12 protein-coding genes and 2 tRNA genes are annotated in these 16,481 nt (G+C 70.1%); 3 read left to right on the top strand and 11 right to left on the bottom strand.

Going from position 1 to position 16,481, the window contains the following annotated elements; genetic code table 11:
• Nucleotides 1-110: 110 nt before the first annotated feature.
• From katG to H4W31_RS07090, 4 genes are all read right to left on the bottom strand, one after another.
• Entirely contained in the window at nucleotides 111-2,342 is a 2,232-nt protein-coding gene (gene katG / locus H4W31_RS07075) for a catalase/peroxidase HPI (RefSeq protein WP_192765926.1), read from the bottom strand.
• A gap of 34 nt (nucleotides 2,343-2,376) precedes the next feature.
• Nucleotides 2,377-2,781, bottom strand: coding sequence for a Fur family transcriptional regulator (locus H4W31_RS07080; RefSeq protein ID WP_192771900.1), 405 nt, complete (start codon nucleotides 2,779-2,781; stop codon nucleotides 2,377-2,379).
• A 127-nt stretch (nucleotides 2,782-2,908) separates the two neighbouring features.
• A tRNA-Lys gene (locus H4W31_RS07085) sits at nucleotides 2,909-2,981 on the bottom strand.
• A gap of 100 nt (nucleotides 2,982-3,081) precedes the next feature.
• Nucleotides 3,082-4,686, bottom strand: a complete 1,605-nt coding sequence (locus tag H4W31_RS07090) for a serine/threonine protein kinase (protein ID WP_225945422.1) — start codon at nucleotides 4,684-4,686, stop codon at nucleotides 3,082-3,084.
• 176 nt (nucleotides 4,687-4,862) lie between these two features.
• Here H4W31_RS07090 and H4W31_RS07095 point away from each other — a divergent pair.
• Nucleotides 4,863-4,935: transfer RNA gene (locus tag H4W31_RS07095), tRNA-Lys, on the top strand.
• A gap of 138 nt (nucleotides 4,936-5,073) precedes the next feature.
• On the top strand, nucleotides 5,074-8,214 hold the full coding sequence (locus H4W31_RS07100) for a BTAD domain-containing putative transcriptional regulator (RefSeq protein WP_192765927.1): 3,141 nt from the start codon (nucleotides 5,074-5,076) through the stop codon (nucleotides 8,212-8,214).
• A 15-nt stretch (nucleotides 8,215-8,229) separates the two neighbouring features.
• Here H4W31_RS07100 and H4W31_RS07105 read toward each other — a convergent pair whose 3' ends face one another.
• From H4W31_RS07105 to H4W31_RS07120, 4 genes are all read right to left on the bottom strand, one after another.
• Nucleotides 8,230-9,066, bottom strand: a complete 837-nt coding sequence (locus H4W31_RS07105; RefSeq protein ID WP_192765928.1) for a DUF4097 family beta strand repeat-containing protein — start codon at nucleotides 9,064-9,066, stop codon at nucleotides 8,230-8,232.
• Between the two features lie 172 nt (nucleotides 9,067-9,238).
• Nucleotides 9,239-9,988, bottom strand: coding sequence for an ABC transporter permease (locus tag H4W31_RS07110; protein ID WP_192765929.1), 750 nt, complete (start codon nucleotides 9,986-9,988; stop codon nucleotides 9,239-9,241).
• Nucleotides 9,985-10,926: an ATP-binding cassette domain-containing protein gene (locus H4W31_RS07115; protein WP_192765930.1), complete on the bottom strand. Its 942-nt coding sequence runs from the start codon at nucleotides 10,924-10,926 to the stop codon at nucleotides 9,985-9,987. Before H4W31_RS07115 ends, H4W31_RS07110 begins: the two co-directional genes overlap by 4 nt.
• 179 nt (nucleotides 10,927-11,105) lie before the next feature.
• Complete coding sequence (locus H4W31_RS07120; protein ID WP_192765931.1) at nucleotides 11,106-11,960, bottom strand: SigB/SigF/SigG family RNA polymerase sigma factor; 855 nt, start codon at nucleotides 11,958-11,960, stop codon at nucleotides 11,106-11,108.
• Between the two features lie 345 nt (nucleotides 11,961-12,305).
• Between H4W31_RS07120 and H4W31_RS07125 the strand changes: the two genes are divergently transcribed.
• Nucleotides 12,306-13,472 (top strand): low temperature requirement protein A, encoded by a 1,167-nt coding sequence (locus tag H4W31_RS07125; RefSeq protein WP_192765932.1) that lies wholly within the window; start codon nucleotides 12,306-12,308, stop codon nucleotides 13,470-13,472.
• Nucleotides 13,473-13,491: 19 nt separating this feature from the next.
• On the opposite strand, the gene H4W31_RS07130 is transcribed toward H4W31_RS07125, so the two are convergent.
• From H4W31_RS07130 to H4W31_RS07140, 3 genes are all read right to left on the bottom strand, one after another.
• Nucleotides 13,492-14,349: an SMP-30/gluconolactonase/LRE family protein gene (locus H4W31_RS07130; protein WP_192765933.1), complete on the bottom strand. Its 858-nt coding sequence runs from the start codon at nucleotides 14,347-14,349 to the stop codon at nucleotides 13,492-13,494.
• 154 nt (nucleotides 14,350-14,503) lie between these two features.
• Nucleotides 14,504-15,196, bottom strand: a complete 693-nt coding sequence (locus tag H4W31_RS07135) for a C39 family peptidase (protein WP_192765934.1) — start codon at nucleotides 15,194-15,196, stop codon at nucleotides 14,504-14,506.
• Between the two features lie 432 nt (nucleotides 15,197-15,628).
• The gene (locus H4W31_RS07140) at nucleotides 15,629-16,468 is read right to left on the bottom strand and encodes an alpha/beta fold hydrolase (protein ID WP_192765935.1); all 840 of its coding nucleotides are present in this window, start codon (nucleotides 16,466-16,468) and stop codon (nucleotides 15,629-15,631) included.
• Nucleotides 16,469-16,481 lie beyond the last annotated feature (13 nt).

Consider the following 16,481-nt stretch of genomic DNA (forward strand, 5'->3'; position numbering starts at 1 on the left):
GGCCCCGTCCCGCACCACCGGAATCGTCTCCGAGTCACCGGGAACGGTCTAGGGTCACCAGGAATCCGCTCGTCCGGGCCGGCTCTGGTGAGCCGGCCCGGACGTCTGGATCACGCGATGTCGAACCGGTCCAGGTTCATGACCTTGACCCACGCCGCGACGAAGTCGCGTACGAACTGCTCCCGCGCGTCGTCGCTCGCGTAGACCTCGGCGAGCGCGCGCAGTTCCGAGTTCGACCCGAAGAGCAGGTCGACGCGGCTGCCGGTCCAGATGACCTCGCCCGTGGCGGAGTTACGGGCCTCGAAGGTGCTCGCGTCCTCGGACGTCGGCTTCCACGTCGTACCCAGGTCGAGCAGGTTGACGAAGAAGTCGTTGGTCAGCGAGCCCGGGGTCGCGGTGAGGACGCCCAGCGGCGACTGCTGGTAGTTCGCACCCAGGACGCGGAGACCGCCGACCAGGACCGTCATCTCCGGCGCGCTCAGGGTCAGCAGGTTCGCCTTGTCGACCAGCAGGAACTCGGCCGGCAGGCGGTGGCCCTTGCCGAGGTAGTTGCGGAACCCGTCCGCCGTCGGCTCCAGCGGGGCGAAGGACTCCACGTCGGTCTGCTCCAGCGAGGCGTCCGTACGCCCCGGCGTGAAGGGCACCTCGACGGCCTGGCCGGCGTCGCGGGCGGCCTGCTCGACGGCCGCGGACCCACCGAGCACGATCAGGTCGGCGAGCGAGACCTTCTTTCCGCCGGTCTGGGAGGCGTTGAACGCCTCCTGGATCCCCTCCAGGGTGTGCAGCACCCTGGCCAGCTCGTCGGGGTTGTTGACCTCCCAGCCGTTCTGCGGCTCGAGGCGGATCCGGGCCCCGTTGGCGCCGCCGCGCTTGTCGCCGCCCCGGAACGTCGAGGCCGACGCCCACGCGGTGGAGACGAGCTGGGACACCGACAGCCCCGAGGCCAGGATCTGGCCCTTGAGGGCGGCGACGTCCGCCGCGTCGACGAGTGCGTGCGTCACCGGCGGAACCGGGTCCTGCCACAGCAGCGTCTCGCTCGGAACCTCCGGGCCGAGGTAGCGGACGATCGGCCCCATGTCGCGGTGGGTCAGCTTGAACCAGGCCCGGGCGAAGGCGTCCGCGAACTCGTCGGGGTTGGCGAAGAAGCGCCGCGAGATCTCCTCGTAGACCGGGTCTACCCGGAGCGCGAGGTCCGTCGTCAGCATCGTCGGGGAGTGGCTCTTCGACGCGTCGTACGCGTCGGGAACGGTGCCGGCGCCCGCGCCGTCCTTCGGCTTCCACTGGTGCGCGCCGGCCGGGCTCTTCGACAGCTCCCACTCGTACCCGAAGAGGATCTCGAAGAAGCTGTTGTCCCAGGTGGTCGGGGTGTTGGTCCAGGCACCCTCGAGCCCGCTGGTGATCGTGTCGGCGCCCTTGCCTGCGCCGAAGGTGTTCCGCCAGCCCAGGCCCTGCTCCTCGAGCGGGGCGCCCTCGGGCTCGGCACCGACGTGGTCCGCCGGGCCCGCGCCGTGGGTCTTGCCGAAGGTGTGACCGCCGGCGATCAGCGCGACGGTCTCCTCGTCGTTCATCGCCATCCGGCTGAACGTCTCGCGGATGTCCCGGGCCGAGGCGAGCGGGTCCGGGTTGCCGTTCGGGCCCTCCGGGTTGACGTAGATGAGGCCCATCTGCACCGCGGCGAGCGGGTTCTCCAGCTCCCGGTCACCGGTGTAGCGGGCGTCGCCGAGCCAGGTGGTCTCGGGACCCCAGTAGACGTCCCCGTCGGGCTCCCAGACGTCCGCGCGGCCACCGGCGAAGCCGAAGGTCTTGAAGCCCATCGACTCCAGGGCGACGTTGCCGGCGAGGACCAGGAGATCGGCCCAGGAGAGGTTCTTGCCGTACTTCTTCTTCACCGGCCACAGCAGGCGGCGGGCCTTGTCCAGGTTTCCGTTGTCCGGCCAGCTGTTGAGCGGCGCGAACCGCTGCTGCCCGGCGCCGGCACCGCCGCGACCGTCGCTGATCCGGTAGGTGCCCGCGCTGTGCCACGCCATCCGGACCATGAACGGGGCGTAGTTGCCGTAGTCCGCCGGCCACCACTCCTGCGAGGTCGTCAGAACCTCCGCGATGTCCCGCTTCACGGCGGGGAGGTCGAGGGTCTTGAACGCCTCGGCGTAGTCGAACTCCTCACCGAGCGGGTTGGCCACGGCGGGGTTCTTGGCGAGGATCTTCAGGTTGAGCTGGTTCGGCCACCAGCCGCGGTTGCCGCCACCCTCGGTCGGGTGGGGGGCGCGTCCGTGTGCGACCGGGCAGCGGGACTCGCTCCCCGCCTCGGCGTCGTGGACGACGGCCTCGTGGTTCTCGGACATCCGGTTCCTTCCGTGACTTCGCGGATCAGTGGGTTCAGGAGTTGCCTGTGGTGGAGCAGTCGGGGCAGACGCCCCAGTAGATGACCTCGGCTTCGTCGATCGAGAAGCCGCTGTCGTGGGACGCGGTCAGGCAGGGCGCCTCGCCGACGGCGCAGTCGACGTCGGTGATACGGCCGCACGACCGGCACACGAGGTGGTGGTGGTTGTCCCGGACCCGCGACTCGTAGCGGGCCACCGAACCGGAGGGCTGGATGCGCCGGACCAGGCCAGCGGCCGTCAGCGCATGCAGTGAGTCGTACACGGCCTGGTGGGACACCTCGGGCAGATCCCTGCGTACCGCACCGATGATCGAGTCGGTGTCGGCGTGCGGGTGTGCGTAGACCGCGTTGAGCACCGCCACCCGGGGACGGGTCACCCGCAGGGCGGCCCCGCGCAGCATCTGCGGGAAGTCCAGGGTCGTGGGCACGCCGGAAGTCTGGCCAGTTTTCTGGAATCAGTCAAGATTATGGGCCGGACGTCACGCCGAGCGGACCACGCCACAGGCCATCAGCGGAAGATCAACAAGGTGGGCCGCCTCGGACTCGAACCGAGAACCCGCGGATTAAAAGTCCGCTGCTCTGCCAATTGAGCTAGCAGCCCGTCAGCCGTAGAGAGTACCGGTCGAGCGCTCCCGTCCAGCCCACTGGTCCCGCCGGTTCCGGGCCCTGTGCGGGCGCAGCCGTGATCAGGTCGGGCTCGACTACCCCTCGATCGCGCCCCGGTCGACGAAGCTGAACGTCGCGTCGGGCGGGGAATCGCCGACGAACTGCACGTAGATCTCCGACCTGGCGTCGTCCCACTGCACGAAGCCGTGTTCGTCATTGAAGATCGTGTACGTCGGCCGACCCTTGTCGTCCTTCTTGCCGGTGGGCGTGAGCGTGAAGAGCGTCGCCTTGGTGGGCGCGCAGCCGGTTCCGACCAGCGAAGCCGAGTCGCTCGGGCTGTACTTCACGCCGAGGCAGGTCTGCGCGCCGTGGTTGGGCTGCATCGACTTGATCATGTATTCGACGCCCAGCGGAACGAGGGCGAACTGGGCGTCCGCGCCCGTGCCGTCGGATACCGCCACCCGGTCGGGAAGGGGCAGGGCAAGATCCCGGTCCTCCTCGACGAAATGGATGAGGGTACGTCGGGTCCCGGCGAGGATGGCGGCGTTCCCGGTCTGCACGGGCAAGGGCGCCGGCTTCGACGAGCCGGTCGGCGAGCCGGCCGAGGGGCCGGGCGCGCCGGCCGACGACGCGGTGCTCCCCGCTCCGGTGCGGTCGGCGCCGTTGTCCAGCAGCCTGTTGCCCAGGAGGCCGGAGACCAGCAGAACCGCGAGGGTGCCCACGGCGATGCCCACCCCCGCGAACAGGCGGCGCCGCGGCCGTCCCGCATCCGTGCCACGATCTTGCACCGGCGTGTTCCGGTCGATGGTCGCCGGCCGGACGGGGTAGGCCGGCACCGCCCCCGCCGGTATCGGCTGGGTCGGTGCCGCACCGTCCGGTCGGTCCGCGGCCAGAAGCAGGTCGAGTAGTTCCCGGGCCGTCGGCCGCTCGGCCGGATCCTTGGCGAGGGTCCGGGCGACGATGCCGCGCAACGGCACGGGCAGGCCGTCCAGCATCGGCGGCTGGGTCAGGATGCGCATCGCGGTGGCCGCCGCCGAGTCCGCCGCGAACGGCGTCCGGCCGGTGCCCGCGAAGGTGACCACCGCACCCCAGGCGAAGACGTCGGCGGCGGGACTCATCCGCGGGCCGGGCTGCTCGTCGAAGCGTTCCGGCGCCATGTAGGCGACGGTCCCGACCACCTGATCGGTACGGGTGTGCTGGCTGGTCGCCTCCAGCGGCCGGGCGATGCCGAAGTCGATCACCTTGAGGCCGCCCAGCGCGAAGAGCACGTTGCCCGGCTTGAGGTCGCGGTGGATCACCCCGGCGCCGTGGATCGCGGCCAGCGCGGTGGCGATGCCGAGCGCCGCGCTGTGCAGCGCCCCGGGCGAGAGTGGCCCCCGCTCGCGGACCACGTCCGCCAGGTCCGGTCCGTCGACATACTCGACCACCAGGTACGGCGGGTCGTGGTCGAGATCCGCGTCGAGCACCTCCGCGGTGCAGAACGGCGGCACCTGCCGGGCCCGGGCGACCTCGCTGCGGAACCGGCCGAGGAACTCGCGATCACGGGTGAACTCGGTCCGGACGACCTTGATCGCGACCCGCCGGCCCTGCGGTGAGCGCCCCAGGAACACCGTGCCCATACCGCCCGAGCCGAGTCGGGCGAGCAACTCGTAACCGCCGAGGTGGTCCGGGTCGCCCGCGTGCAGGGAAAGACTCGACAAATCCGTACCCTCCACGGTCTGCGGACGCCGAGGGGCACACTATCGCGCGCCCAGCGCGTCCCGCGAGCCCCGTCAGGGTGTACGGGGCGAACTCAGCCGTCCATTTCGTCGGCCAACTCGCCCCCCGTCGTCCGCAATCGACGCCGACGACGGTTCCGGTACCGTAGGTGGCCGGCGGGCCGCTAGCTCAATTGGCAGAGCTGAGGACTTTTAATCCTTAGGTTCGGGGTTCGAGTCCCCGGCGGCCCACATATGTCCGGTTCTCCGTTGGACCCGGCCGGATGATCTCCTTGGTGGTGGACGGCTCGGGGCCGGCGGCGATGCCCAGCTGTGATGTAGGCGTCCGCGACGAGATGCCTGTTCACCGCCCATGGCAAGATCTGCCTGGTGCAGATCGGGATGCTCGGATCGTTCGAGGTTCGCACGGACGACGGCAGCATCGCCGACGTGCCGGGCGCCCGGCTGCGTGGGCTGTTGATCGCCCTCGCGCTCGAACCCGGCCGGGTGGTCCAGAAGGCGGCGCTCGTCGACTGGATCTGGGGTGAGCGCCCGCCCGCCGACGCGACGAACGCCCTGCACCGGCTGGTTTCCCGGCTGCGGAAGGTATTGCCGGAGGGATCGGTCGAGGGGCATACCGACGGCTACCGGTTGGCGGTGGAACCCGACGCCGTCGACGCCGTACGGTTCGAGCGCCTCGTCAGCGCGGGCCAGGTCCGGAACGACGATCCACGCCGGGTACGGCTGCTGCGCGAGGCGCTCGCCCTGTGGCGCGGTACCGCCATGCAGGACGTCGGCCTGCCGGACAGCGCGGCGTTCAACGCGGCGGTCACCCGGCTCGAGGGGCTACGCCTGACCGCCCTGGAGGATCGGGTCGATGCGGAGATCGGCCTCGGCCACGGTACGGAGCTGGTCACCGAACTGACCGACATGGTTGCCGCCCATCCGATGCGAGAACGGCTTGTCGCCGCGCTGATCCGTGCCCTCGCCTCGGCCGGTCGGGACAGCGAGGCGCTGCTCGTGTACCAGCGTACGAAGGAGGCCCTGGCCGACGCGTTGGGCGTCGACCCCTCGCCGGAGCTGTCCGCGTTGCACGTCGCGCTGCTGCGGGGCGAGTTGGGGCGGCGGGAGGAAACCCGGAAGACCAACCTCCGTGCCGAACTCACCAGCTTCGTCGGCAAGGACGCCGATGTCGCCGCGGTCCACGAGCTGGTTGCCGAACATCGGCTCACCACCCTGATCGGGCCGGGCGGCTCGGGGAAGACCCGGCTGGCCACGGAGACCGCGCGCACGCTGCTCGGCGACCTGCCGGGCGGGGCCTGGCTGGTGGAACTCGCCGCCATCGGCGCGGACGGTGACGTGGCGCAGGCGACGCTCGCCGGGCTCGGGCTGCGGGACGCTCTGCTCGGCGAGGCGACGAACGCGGACCCGACGGAACGGCTCATCGCCGCGATCCGCGATCGGGAGGCGCTGCTGGTCCTGGACAACTGTGAGCACGTGATCGAGACCGCCGCGACGCTGGCCCATCGCGTACTCGGGGAGTGCCGGCGGCTGCGGATCCTGGCGACGAGCAGGGAGCCGCTCGGCATCACCGGTGAGGCGCTGTGGCTGGTCGAGCCGCTGGCCCTGCCGGAGGAGGATGCCGACCCGGACGATTTCAGCTCCTCGCCAGCGGTCGTGTTGCTGCGGGACCGGGCGGGCGCGGTACGCAAGGATCTCGCCTTCGACGCCCACACGTTGTCGACGATGGCGCGTGTCTGCCGGGCGCTGGACGGAATGCCGCTGGCGATCGAACTCGCCGCAGCCAGGTTGCGCACCATGTCCCTCGATCAACTCGCCCACCGGCTCGACGACCGGTTCCGCCTGCTGACCGGCGGTAGCCGTACCGCGTTGCCACGGCATCGGACGCTGCGCGCGGTGGTCGACTGGAGTTGGGAGTTGCTCACCGACGCCGAACGGCTGGTCCTGCGGCGGCTGTCGGTGTTCACCGCCGGGGCCAGCCTGGAGGCGGCCGAGCGGGTCTGCGCCGAGAACGGGATCGAGCAGGACGAGGTGCTCGAGTTGCTCACCTCGCTGGTCGAGAAGTCGCTGCTGCGTACCGACGGCAGCCGCGCGCCGCGTTACCGGATGCTCGGCACGATCAAGGAGTACGCCGGGAACCGGCTCGTGGAGGCGGGGGAATCGGACCTCGCACGCCAGGCGCATCTCGCCTACTTCACCGAACTCGCCGAGACCGCCGACCCGCATCTTCGCCGCGCCGAGCAACTGGAATGGCTCGCCGCGCTCGATGTCGAGCACGACAACATCAGTTCCGCGATGCGTGGTGCGCTCGCGGCCGGCGAGGCGTACGGCGCGATGCGGCTCGCGGCGGGCGCCGGCTGGTACTGGTGGCTCAGCGGGCGCAAGGCCGAGGGCCTCGAACTGGTCACCGCGGCCACCCGGACGCCCGGCGAGGTGACCGACGACATCCGGGCCGTCGTGTACGCCCTTGTCGTGCACTTCATCAGCTCCGGACGGGCCGACGAGCACCAGGTGGCGGAGTGGATCCACAAGGGGTACCAGTCGAGTCTGCGCGCCCAGCGACGCCACCCGCTGTTGGGGTTCGTCGTTCCGCTGGAACGGATGTTGGAGGCGCCGGACGCGTTCCTGCCCGCCTGGGAAGCACTGCTGGACGACGGGGACCCCTGGGTACGCGCACTGGCCCGGCTTCAGCTCGGGAAGATGCGGATCATGCTCGGCCAGGAGGGGCCGGAGGCGGACGCGCATCTCGAGATGGCGCTCACCGAGTTCCGGGCCATCGGCGAACGGTTCGGAATCTCGTTCGCACTGACGGAGCTGGCGGACCGGCTCGCCACGCGCGGTGAGTTCGCCGGAGCGTGCGAGTACTACGAGCAGGCGGTCGAGGTGGTCACCCCGGTCGGTGCCACCGAGGATGTCATCCGGATGCGGTCGCGACAGGCGCGGCTGTACTGGCTGCTGGGCGACGAGGAGTCCAGCGCGGCCGCGATAGCCGAGGCGCAACGGTGCGCGGAACGGGTGACCTGGCCGGACGCGCTGGCCGAACTGGCCCTCGCGAAGGCGGAGATCGCCTACTGGGGCGGCAACGCCGAGGAGGCGCACCGACAACTCGACGTCGCGACGACCATGCTGGGCGACGAAGCAGAGCGGCCGAACATCCGGGCGGTGACCCACGACCTGCTCGGCTACCTTGTCGACGATCTCGCCGAGGCCCGTACGCACCGGGCGGTGGCCGCTCAGGCGGCTGCCGAGGCGGGGCACGCACCCCTGATCGCGCAGGTACTCGTCGGAGTCGCCGACCTGGCCCTCCGCCGGGAACAGTACGAGCAGGCCGCGCGGCTGCTCGCGGCCAGCGCCGCCGTACGCGGGATGCCGGATCGTTCCCACCCGGATCTGGCCCGGATCGAGCAGGCGGCGCGGCACCGCCTCGGCGACCCGGGGTTCGCCGAGGCGACTCGAGAAGGCACGCTGACGAACTGGTCCCAACTGGTCGAGGTCACGCTCGCCGCCTGACCAGCGCCTCGGAGGTCAGCTCGCCGCGCGTCCGATGGTGATGTCGCCGTGCCGCGTACTGGCGTGGACCGTGACCCTGTGATCGGACGTGCCAGGGTTCTCCTGGGACGGTACGGAGTTGCACACCGATCCTCGCTTGCTGGTGGCGTCCACCCTGGCGGCGGTGCCCTCGCTGATCCCGACCTCGATGTTTCCCGAATGGTTCGACAGCTCCGCCTGGCCGTGGGTCAACCGGCCGATCCGGATGGCGCCGTCGCCCGTCCTGGCGGTGACGCTGCCGTCGGCGCGGTCGATGTCGAAACCGCCGCTGCCGCTGCTGAGGTCGAGGTCGGACGAGGCGTGGCCGATCCAGATCTGCCCGCCCGAGTTCGACAGCTTGACGACGTCCTCGACCTCGCTGATCCGCATCGCGAACGCCGCGCCGTCGATGGTGGCGCGCTCGGCGATGTGGCCGATCGTGACCTCACCGGCCGAGATGTTCGCCTGGAGCGCGTCGATGCGGTCGAGCTGGACCCGACCCGACGCCATGTGCAGCTCGCACTCGCCGAACGAGCCGTCAGCGTGGACATCCGAGTACGCCAGGTACGAGATCAGGCTGGAGCCGGTGGGCAGGTCGATCGCGATGGCGACCGAGCCGTTCCTGTCCCCGGAGGTGGTGGTGTTGACCGACAGCTGACCGCCGGTGAAGTCGACCCTGGTCCGGTCGGCCACCCTGACGTCGGACTTGCTCGCCTTGTCGATCGGTTCGACCAGCACCACGGTGTCGGTCCGGTCGCTCGCGGTGACCCGTACCCGAGCACCGGCGACGACAACGGTGGCGACGATGGGTCCTGGCGTGGCGTAGGTAGGCATGCCATCTCTCCTTCAGTCTCGTACCTGGTCTGGTGGTCGGCGGCTCAGCGTGTGCCGCACCGGTCCGGACGCCTGCGGCGCGCGCTCGTTGGCGAGCGCGCGCCGGATCAGTTCGTCGTTGACGGCTCGGGGCAGCCCGATCAGGCTTTTCGGAAGGCCGTAGCCCGGGAGGTCAGGCGCGCTTCTGGAAGGTGGAACCCGCCCACAGGTACCCGACGAGGGCGATGCCGACGCACCAGGCGATGGCGGTGATCGCGGCGGTGGAGGACGGTGCGCCGTTGAGCAACCCGCGCAGGGTCTCGATGATCGGCGTGAAGGGCTGGTACTCCGCGAACTGCCGCAGGCCGGGTCCCATCTTCTCGGCCGGTACGATCGCGCTGCTGAAGAACGGCAGCATGACCAGCGGCACCGAGGCCAGACCCGCCGTCTCCGGAGACTTCGCCGCCAGCCCCAGGGCGACCGTGAACCAGCCGGTCGCGAAGCCGAGCAGCACGACGACGCCGACCACGCCGAGCCAGTCGAGGGAACTCGCCGACGGGCTGAATCCCAGCAGGAAGGCCACCCCGATCAGGGCCGCGATGGCGATCAGGTTGGTCAGCACACTGGCGACGACGTGACCGGCCAGCACCGCGCCACGGGAGACGTCCATGACCTTGAACCGGTTGATGATGCCCTTCGTCATGTCCGAGTTCACCGAGGTCGCGGTGGCCCCCAGCCCGTAACAGACCGCCAACAGCATCAGTCCCGGCGTCGCGTAGTCGATGTAGTCGACACCGACGTTGAAGGCGTCACCGAACATGTAGACGAACATCAACATGATCACGATCGGCATCAGGACCGCGTTGAACACCGAGGTCGGGTTCCGGGCGATGTGCTTGAAGTTGCGACGCAACATCACCATCGAGTGGGACTTGGCGCTCATTTCGCGTCCACCTCCGTGCTGTGGCCCGTCAGGGCGAGGAATACGTCGTCGAGGTCTGGGGTGTGCACGGAGAACTCCTCGGCACTGAGCGAGTGCTCATCGAGCCGGTCCAGCAGGGCCCGCAGGGTCTTCGTCCCACCGTCGCCGGGAACCCGCAGGGCCAGTGCCTCGTCGTCCCGGGTCGAGCCGGCCAGGACCCGCGCGGCCGCGTCGAGTTGGACGGCGTCGGTGAACCGGAGCCGGACATGGCTGCCGGGGACCTGGCGCTTGAGGTCGTCGGGAGTGCCCTGGGCAACCAGGCGGCCCTGGTTGAGCACCGCGACCCGGTCGGCTAGCTGGTCGGCTTCCTCGAGGTACTGGGTGGTGAGGAAGATGGTCACGCCATCGGCCACCAGCTCGCGGACGATCTCCCACATCGTGCGGCGGCTGCGCGGATCCAACCCTGTCGTCGGCTCGTCCAGGAAGATGATCCGTGGCTTGCCGACCAGCGTCATCGCCAGGTCCAGCTTCCGGCGCATACCCCCGGAGTACGTCGACGCCGACTTCTGCGCCGACTCCACCAGATCGAACCGCTCCAGCAGCTCCGTGACGACCCGCCTACCCTCGGCGGAACCCATCCGCTTCAGATCCGCCATCAGCTGCAGGTTCTCCTGCCCCGACAGCAGTTCGTCCACCGCCGCGAACTGACCGGTGACCCCGACCGCCGCGCGTACGGCCTTGGCCTCGGTCGCGACGTCATGCCCGGCGACGCGTACCGTCCCGCCGTCGGCCTTCATCAGCGTGGTCAGCACGTTCACCGTCGTCGTCTTGCCCGCCCCGTTCGGGCCGAGCAGGGAGAAGACCGTACCCGCGGGAACATCCAGATCGATGCCGTCGAGCACGATCTTGTTCCCGAAAGCCTTGCGTAGCCCGGAAACTTCAATCGCTGAACTTCTCATGCCGACTACGATCGGCGGCCGGCCTGACACCCCCCTGTCATGCCCCTGACACGCCCACTGTCACGGTGTTCGCCCTCGTCACACCTGCACACCACCCGGGCTCACACGGGACCGGCCGCCGTCCGTACGCCTCGGAGCGAGGCGACGGACGACGGCCGGGAAGCTGCCGGTTGGCTCTCTCAGTACGTGTCGCCGAGCTGGCCGCGGAGTTTGGTGAGGGCGCGGGTGAGGAGTCGGCTGATGTGCATCTGGGAGACGCCGATCTGCTCGGCGATCTGGGACTGGGTGAGGTTGCCGTAGAAGCGGAGGGTGAGGATCTTCTGCTCGCGCTCGTCGAGGGTGGCCAGGGCGGGGCCGAGGGCGACCCGGAGTTCGGCGAGTTCGTATTCGCCGTCCTCGCCGCCGAGCATGTCGCCGAGTTCGGTGGCGCGTTCGCCGTCGCCGGTCGGGGTGGACAGGGAGACGGCGTTGTAGGCGCGGGCGCCTTCGAGGCCTTCGAGGACCTCTTCCTCGGTGAGGTTGAGGTGGCGGGCGATGTCGGTGACGGTCGGGGAGCGGCCGAGGGTCTGGAGCAGGTTGCTGTTGGCTTCGCTGATGGCGAGGCGGAGTTCCTGGAGTCGGCGGGGTACGCGGATGTCCCAGGTGCGGTCGCGGAAGTGTCGTTTGAGTTCGCCGATGATGGTCGGGATGGCGTAGCCGGCGAAGTCGACGCCGCGGGTGGGGTCGAATTTGTCGATGGCTTTGATGAGTCCGACGGCGGCGGTCTGGATGAGGTCGTCGGTGGGTTCGCCGCGTCCGCTGTAGCGGTGGGCGAGGTGGTTGGCCAGGGGGATCCAGGCTTCGATGGCCTTGGCGCGCAGGGCGGGTCGGGAGGGGTGCTGCGCGGGTAGTGCGGTCATGGCCAGGAGCAGGTCGGTGGCGCTGTCGGCGAGGGCGCCGGACTTGGCGGGGAACCGGGTGCGGGTCTCGACGGCGACGGTGGCCGGAGCCTCGGACTCGGTGGTGGTGGCCCGGGTGGTGGTCGGTGCGGTCATGGTGGTCCTCCCTGCACCTCTCAGCGACCTGCGCCTGGTGGCGCTCAGTGGTGGTGGTCGTAGTGGTCCGCTGTGGTGGTGTTCGTGGTGGTGGTAATCCGTTCAGACATCACCTTAGCCCGATCGTCCTGCCGAAAGCTAGCCGAACGGCTGATGGATTAAAGGGGTAAAAGCCTCGACTTTCCCCCATAACAGCGACAGCTCCGCCAACTTCCGCCACCACCGGCCGCCGGATTTGTTGAATCACATCGCCGCGCCCCCCGCCACGAGATGATTACCGCCTGTGAACTGGCGGCGGAACGGCGCGGGTGACCGGGTACGCCCGGGCGACGACGGGGACGTGGCGTGATCCGGCTGCCCCGGATAACCACCCGCTGGGGGCTGGAGCCGTCCGCGCTGCCGGGTGACGAGGTCCGGCACGCCAGTTGGCTGGAACTCTTCTTCGACCTGGTGTTCGTGCTCGCCCTCGCCGCCGTACAGAACCGGCTCACCAATGAAGTGCCCAACGCGGGCGAGATCCTCCGCAGCGCCGGACTCTTCGTCATCGTCTACTGGGCCTGGGTCGGGCAGGCGTTCTACGACACCCGGTTCGACCCCGACGACTTCGCCCACCGGATCTCCGTACTCATCGGCATGCTCGGAGCCGGCGCCATGGCGGTCGGTGTCCGGGACGCCCCGGACACCATGCTTCTGCCGATCGGCTACCTCGTGGTCCGCGCGACGCTGCTGGCCCTCTACCTCCGGGTCCGGGGCACCAGCCCGACCGCACGGCGACTGACCGGCGTCTACCTCAGCGGCTTCAGCGTCGGATGGCTGGTCTGGGCCGCCTCGCTCGCCGTATCGGGGAACCTGAGGCCACTGCTGTGGCTCATCGGACTGGCCATCGAACTGCTGACGCCCTGGCTCGGCCGACGCTGGCTGAAACAGCATCCGGTCCACCCGTCCCACCTGCCCGAACGGATCGGACAGTTCACGATCATCCTGCTCGGGGTGAGCCTGTCCGACCTGATCGGCGCGGTGCCGACCCAGCCGTCGGTCGCGGTCAGCGTGACGGCGATCACGGCGTTCATCATCCCGACATCGGTCTGGTGGGTCTACACCACCTACGTGACCATGGGCCTGACCCAGTCCCGGCTCAGCGCCGGGCTCGGTTACGCCAACACGCAGGGGGTGCTGGGTGCCGCTCTGCTGCTGCTCGGCTGGTGCCTGGGGCAGACCGTCCGCGAGGTGGCCGCCGGTACGCCGGAGCTACCGGGAATGCTGCGCTTCCTCCTGGTGGTGTCGCTCGGCATCTGGATCCTCGGCGGCCTGGCCCTACAGTGGCTCGCCCTCGGCACCGTACCGCTGCCGAGGATCCTCTTCGCGCCCATCGCCATCGGGGTGATCGTCGCCGTCGCCCTCGTGCCGGAGGCGACCGTGATGGTGCCGCTGCTCGGCGTCGTACTGATCGGCTACGCCACCGTGGTCAGCCGGCTCATCATCCGGTTCAGTCCGGTACAGGGCGACAGCTGATGGTGGCTGGCCGCCCCGGTCAACCGGCGAACGGGACGACCGGTACGCCGCCCACCCCGGGCGTGGCCCGGAACAGCGCCCCGGCGGCGGGCTCCGGCTCGGACAGGCCCAGCCGGGAGGTGGTGATGTAGAGGTCGCGCAGGTCCTCCCCGCCGAAGGCGCAGGCGGTGACCTGCCCGACCGGCAGCGGTATCCGGACGTCGAGCCGGCCGGTCGGCGTGTAGCGGCGCACCTCGCCACCGCCCCAGAGCGCGACCCACACCCCGCCCTCCGCGTCCAGCGTCAGGCCGTCCGGAGCACCGTCCGCCGGGTCGATCCGGGCGAACGGGCGGCGGCCGGTCAGCGCGGCGGTGTCCGGGTCGTAGTCGAAGACGTCGACGCGCTGGGTCGGCGTGTCGACGTAGTACACCGACCCGCCATCGAGGGACCAGGCGATCCCGTTGGAGATGGTGACGTCGTCGAGCACCCGCCGGGGGACGAGGTCGGCGTCCAGCCGGTAGAGCTCGCCGGCACCGGGGCGCATGTCGTACGCCATCGACCCGCAGTAGAACCGGCCGGCCGGGTCGCAGCCACCCTCGTTCATCCGCCGCCCCGGGTCGGACCAGAGTTCGGCAAGGCGGCTCGTCGGACGCAACTCCGAATCGGTGAGGAGAAACCCGCGCTCGACCGCGACCAGGTAACCACCGGCCGCGCGGGGCCGGACCACCGCCGCGACGGTGTCGAGGTGGTGCCGGACCACCCGGTCCGGGCCGGGCGTCAATCCGAGTACGTCACCGGCGAGCATGTCCACCCAGAGCAGCCGACCGGCCCGTGCATCCCAGACCGGTCCCTCACCGTGCTCGCAGCATGGATCCGTCACCTGTACCGCGTCCAGCATGCCGCGCTCCTTCAGACCCGGCGGTACGCCAGCCCGCCCCGGCCGTCGAGCATCGCACGGGCACACCCTTCCCGGGTACGACGAAAGGGCCAGCCCCTGGATGGGGCTGGCCCTTCGTTGTCGTGTCCTGCTGGTGGCGTGTCGTGCTTACCGGTTATGCGGAGTAGCCACGTTCGGCGGCCCAGTTGGCGAGCGTGATGGTGCTCATCCAGTACTCGCTCTGGTTCGGGTTGGCCGGGTCGGCGATCTTGACCTTGCGGCCGTGGTCGTCGTACCCGACGACGGTCAGGTAGTGCCCACCCTCGTACGAGTGCGCCGTACCGGCCTCGTCGACCGCCGTGCCCCTGATGTTCATCACCACCGCACGCTTGGCGTCGATCGCGTGCACCACGTCGACCTGGAGCCGGTCCATCTGCTCCGGCTTGGCGGTCTCGTCCGGGATCGCCACGGTCCGGTAGTCCTTACCACCGGTGCTGTTCAGCACCCGGGTGGTGTCCTCGGCCGAGTTCGTACCGGCCTCGGTCGTACCCAGCCGCTTGGCCACGTCGTCCTGCGCCGGGGTGTGCCCCTGGGTCGACAGCGCGATCCGGGTCGCGGCCGGCGCACAGTAGTAGCCGTTCTCCTGCGCCTTGTACTGGTAGTCCAGAACCTTCGACGGCTGACCCTTGTCGACATCCCGGACACTGACCGCCGCGGCGGTCGGCGTCATCGCCGCCTGCGGGGCCGTCATGCTCAACGCCGGTCCGGCGAACGCACCGCCGACGACGGCGAGTCCCGCGATACCGAGCGCGGTCTTACGAATCGGGGTTTCGGTGATGGCCGGTAGCCACCGCTTGACTGTAGTCATGATGGTTGCCTTCCATTCCGGGGGTAAGACGACCGTGATCTCGGGCGACGCGCGGGGGGTGCGCGGCACCGTCAACGGCTCGTCAGAAAGGAAAAACAGCAACAGCGGAAGAATTCGCGCTGCGCGCCCGAGCGAAACAGCACTACTGTGCGTGCTCCAGGCGTACGGGGGATGTAACCGTGGGCCGGCGGCCGGCATTCCCGGGTACCCGGCCACCCGACCGTGTCTGACCACGGGCGGATCACCGGACCCGGGGCCCGAACCGGGCCCCAACCCGACAGACAGTCCCGAACCCCCGACCTGGGCCGAGGGGCGGGCTGCTGCGGACTTACGCTGGGTATAACCGCGGCCGGCCGCCGGATGTTCCCGCCAATCGGCCCAGCCGCCGATCTGATCATGCATAGATTCGGACACCAATCCCAAACCACGCAATCAACGCCGTACGTACGGCTCCAGCAGGCGCGCCACCGACGTCGGGTCCTCGACGTGGGCGTTGTGTCCCAGTCCGGGCATCGTCGTCCCCGGTACCCCGAGCCGGGCGAGATCGTCGTCGCTGACCAGCGCGTCCCGCTCTCCCCTGGCCAGCACCGTCCGAGCCGGTTCGGCGGCCGACAGCAGGCGGGCCATCTCCGGTGCCCCGACGCCGAAGGCCCGGGGATCCATGGCCAGCCGCCACCGCCCGTCCGCTGCCGCCACCAGCCCGGCGTCCACTTCGGAGTCGTCGACGTCGAGCAGACCGGTCAGCCCGGAAATCCGCAGGTACCGCTGCGCCGCCTCGGCCCGGGAGTCGTACCAGGCCACCGGCCGGCCGGCCAGCGCGTCGGCCCTGGCCAGCTCGTCCGGGGTCCAGGCGACCTTCACGCCGAGCCCGACGACGGCCTCCACCGACCAGCCGAGCCCGGGATCCGCTTCCACCGACCGGCCGAGCCCGGGGTCCGCCGTGGGCTGCGTGCCGACCATGGCGGCCAGGGCCAGCCCGACCGCACCGCCCAGCGACTGCCCCAGCACCACCACCCGGTCGCCGGGATCCAGCAACCCGGCGATCGCAGCGGCGAAGGACTCGAACGTGTACCGGTCGAGCCGTGCCGAGCCGCCGTGTCCGGGCAGGTCCGGCGCCAGCCACCGCCCCGGCCACTGCTTGCCGAGCAGGTCGTACCAGCCACGCCAGACGTCACCGGTCGCACCCATGCCGTGCAACAGCAGCAGTACGGGCTGCCCGGCACCGCCCTCGGCCACCCGTACGCCGTTCCGGGTCGCTGCGCCGTCGGTCATGCCGAGCAGTCTG

Origin of the sequence: Plantactinospora soyae, from assembly GCF_014874095.1 — a bacterium.
In the GTDB taxonomy this organism is placed as follows: domain Bacteria; phylum Actinomycetota; class Actinomycetes; order Mycobacteriales; family Micromonosporaceae; genus Plantactinospora; species Plantactinospora soyae.

What these genes read in the sequence shown, in the direction of transcription:
- katG (WP_192765926.1), bottom strand. Translation starts at nt 2,342, where the DNA reads ATGTCCGAGAACCACGAGGCCGTCGTCCACGACGCCGAGGCGGGGAGC.
- H4W31_RS07080 (WP_192771900.1), bottom strand. Translation starts at nt 2,781, where the DNA reads ATGCTGCGCGGGGCCGCCCTGCGGGTGACCCGTCCCCGGGTGGCGGTG.
- H4W31_RS07105 (WP_192765928.1), bottom strand. Translation starts at nt 9,066, where the DNA reads ATGCCTACCTACGCCACGCCAGGACCCATCGTCGCCACCGTTGTCGTC.
- H4W31_RS07110 (WP_192765929.1), bottom strand. Translation starts at nt 9,988, where the DNA reads ATGAGCGCCAAGTCCCACTCGATGGTGATGTTGCGTCGCAACTTCAAG.
- H4W31_RS07115 (WP_192765930.1), bottom strand. Translation starts at nt 10,926, where the DNA reads ATGAGAAGTTCAGCGATTGAAGTTTCCGGGCTACGCAAGGCTTTCGGG.
- H4W31_RS07120 (WP_192765931.1), bottom strand. Translation starts at nt 11,960, where the DNA reads ATGACCGCACCGACCACCACCCGGGCCACCACCACCGAGTCCGAGGCT.
- H4W31_RS07130 (WP_192765933.1), bottom strand. Translation starts at nt 14,349, where the DNA reads ATGCTGGACGCGGTACAGGTGACGGATCCATGCTGCGAGCACGGTGAG.
- H4W31_RS07135 (WP_192765934.1), bottom strand. Translation starts at nt 15,196, where the DNA reads ATGACTACAGTCAAGCGGTGGCTACCGGCCATCACCGAAACCCCGATT.
- H4W31_RS07140 (WP_192765935.1), bottom strand. Translation starts at nt 16,468, where the DNA reads ATGACCGACGGCGCAGCGACCCGGAACGGCGTACGGGTGGCCGAGGGC.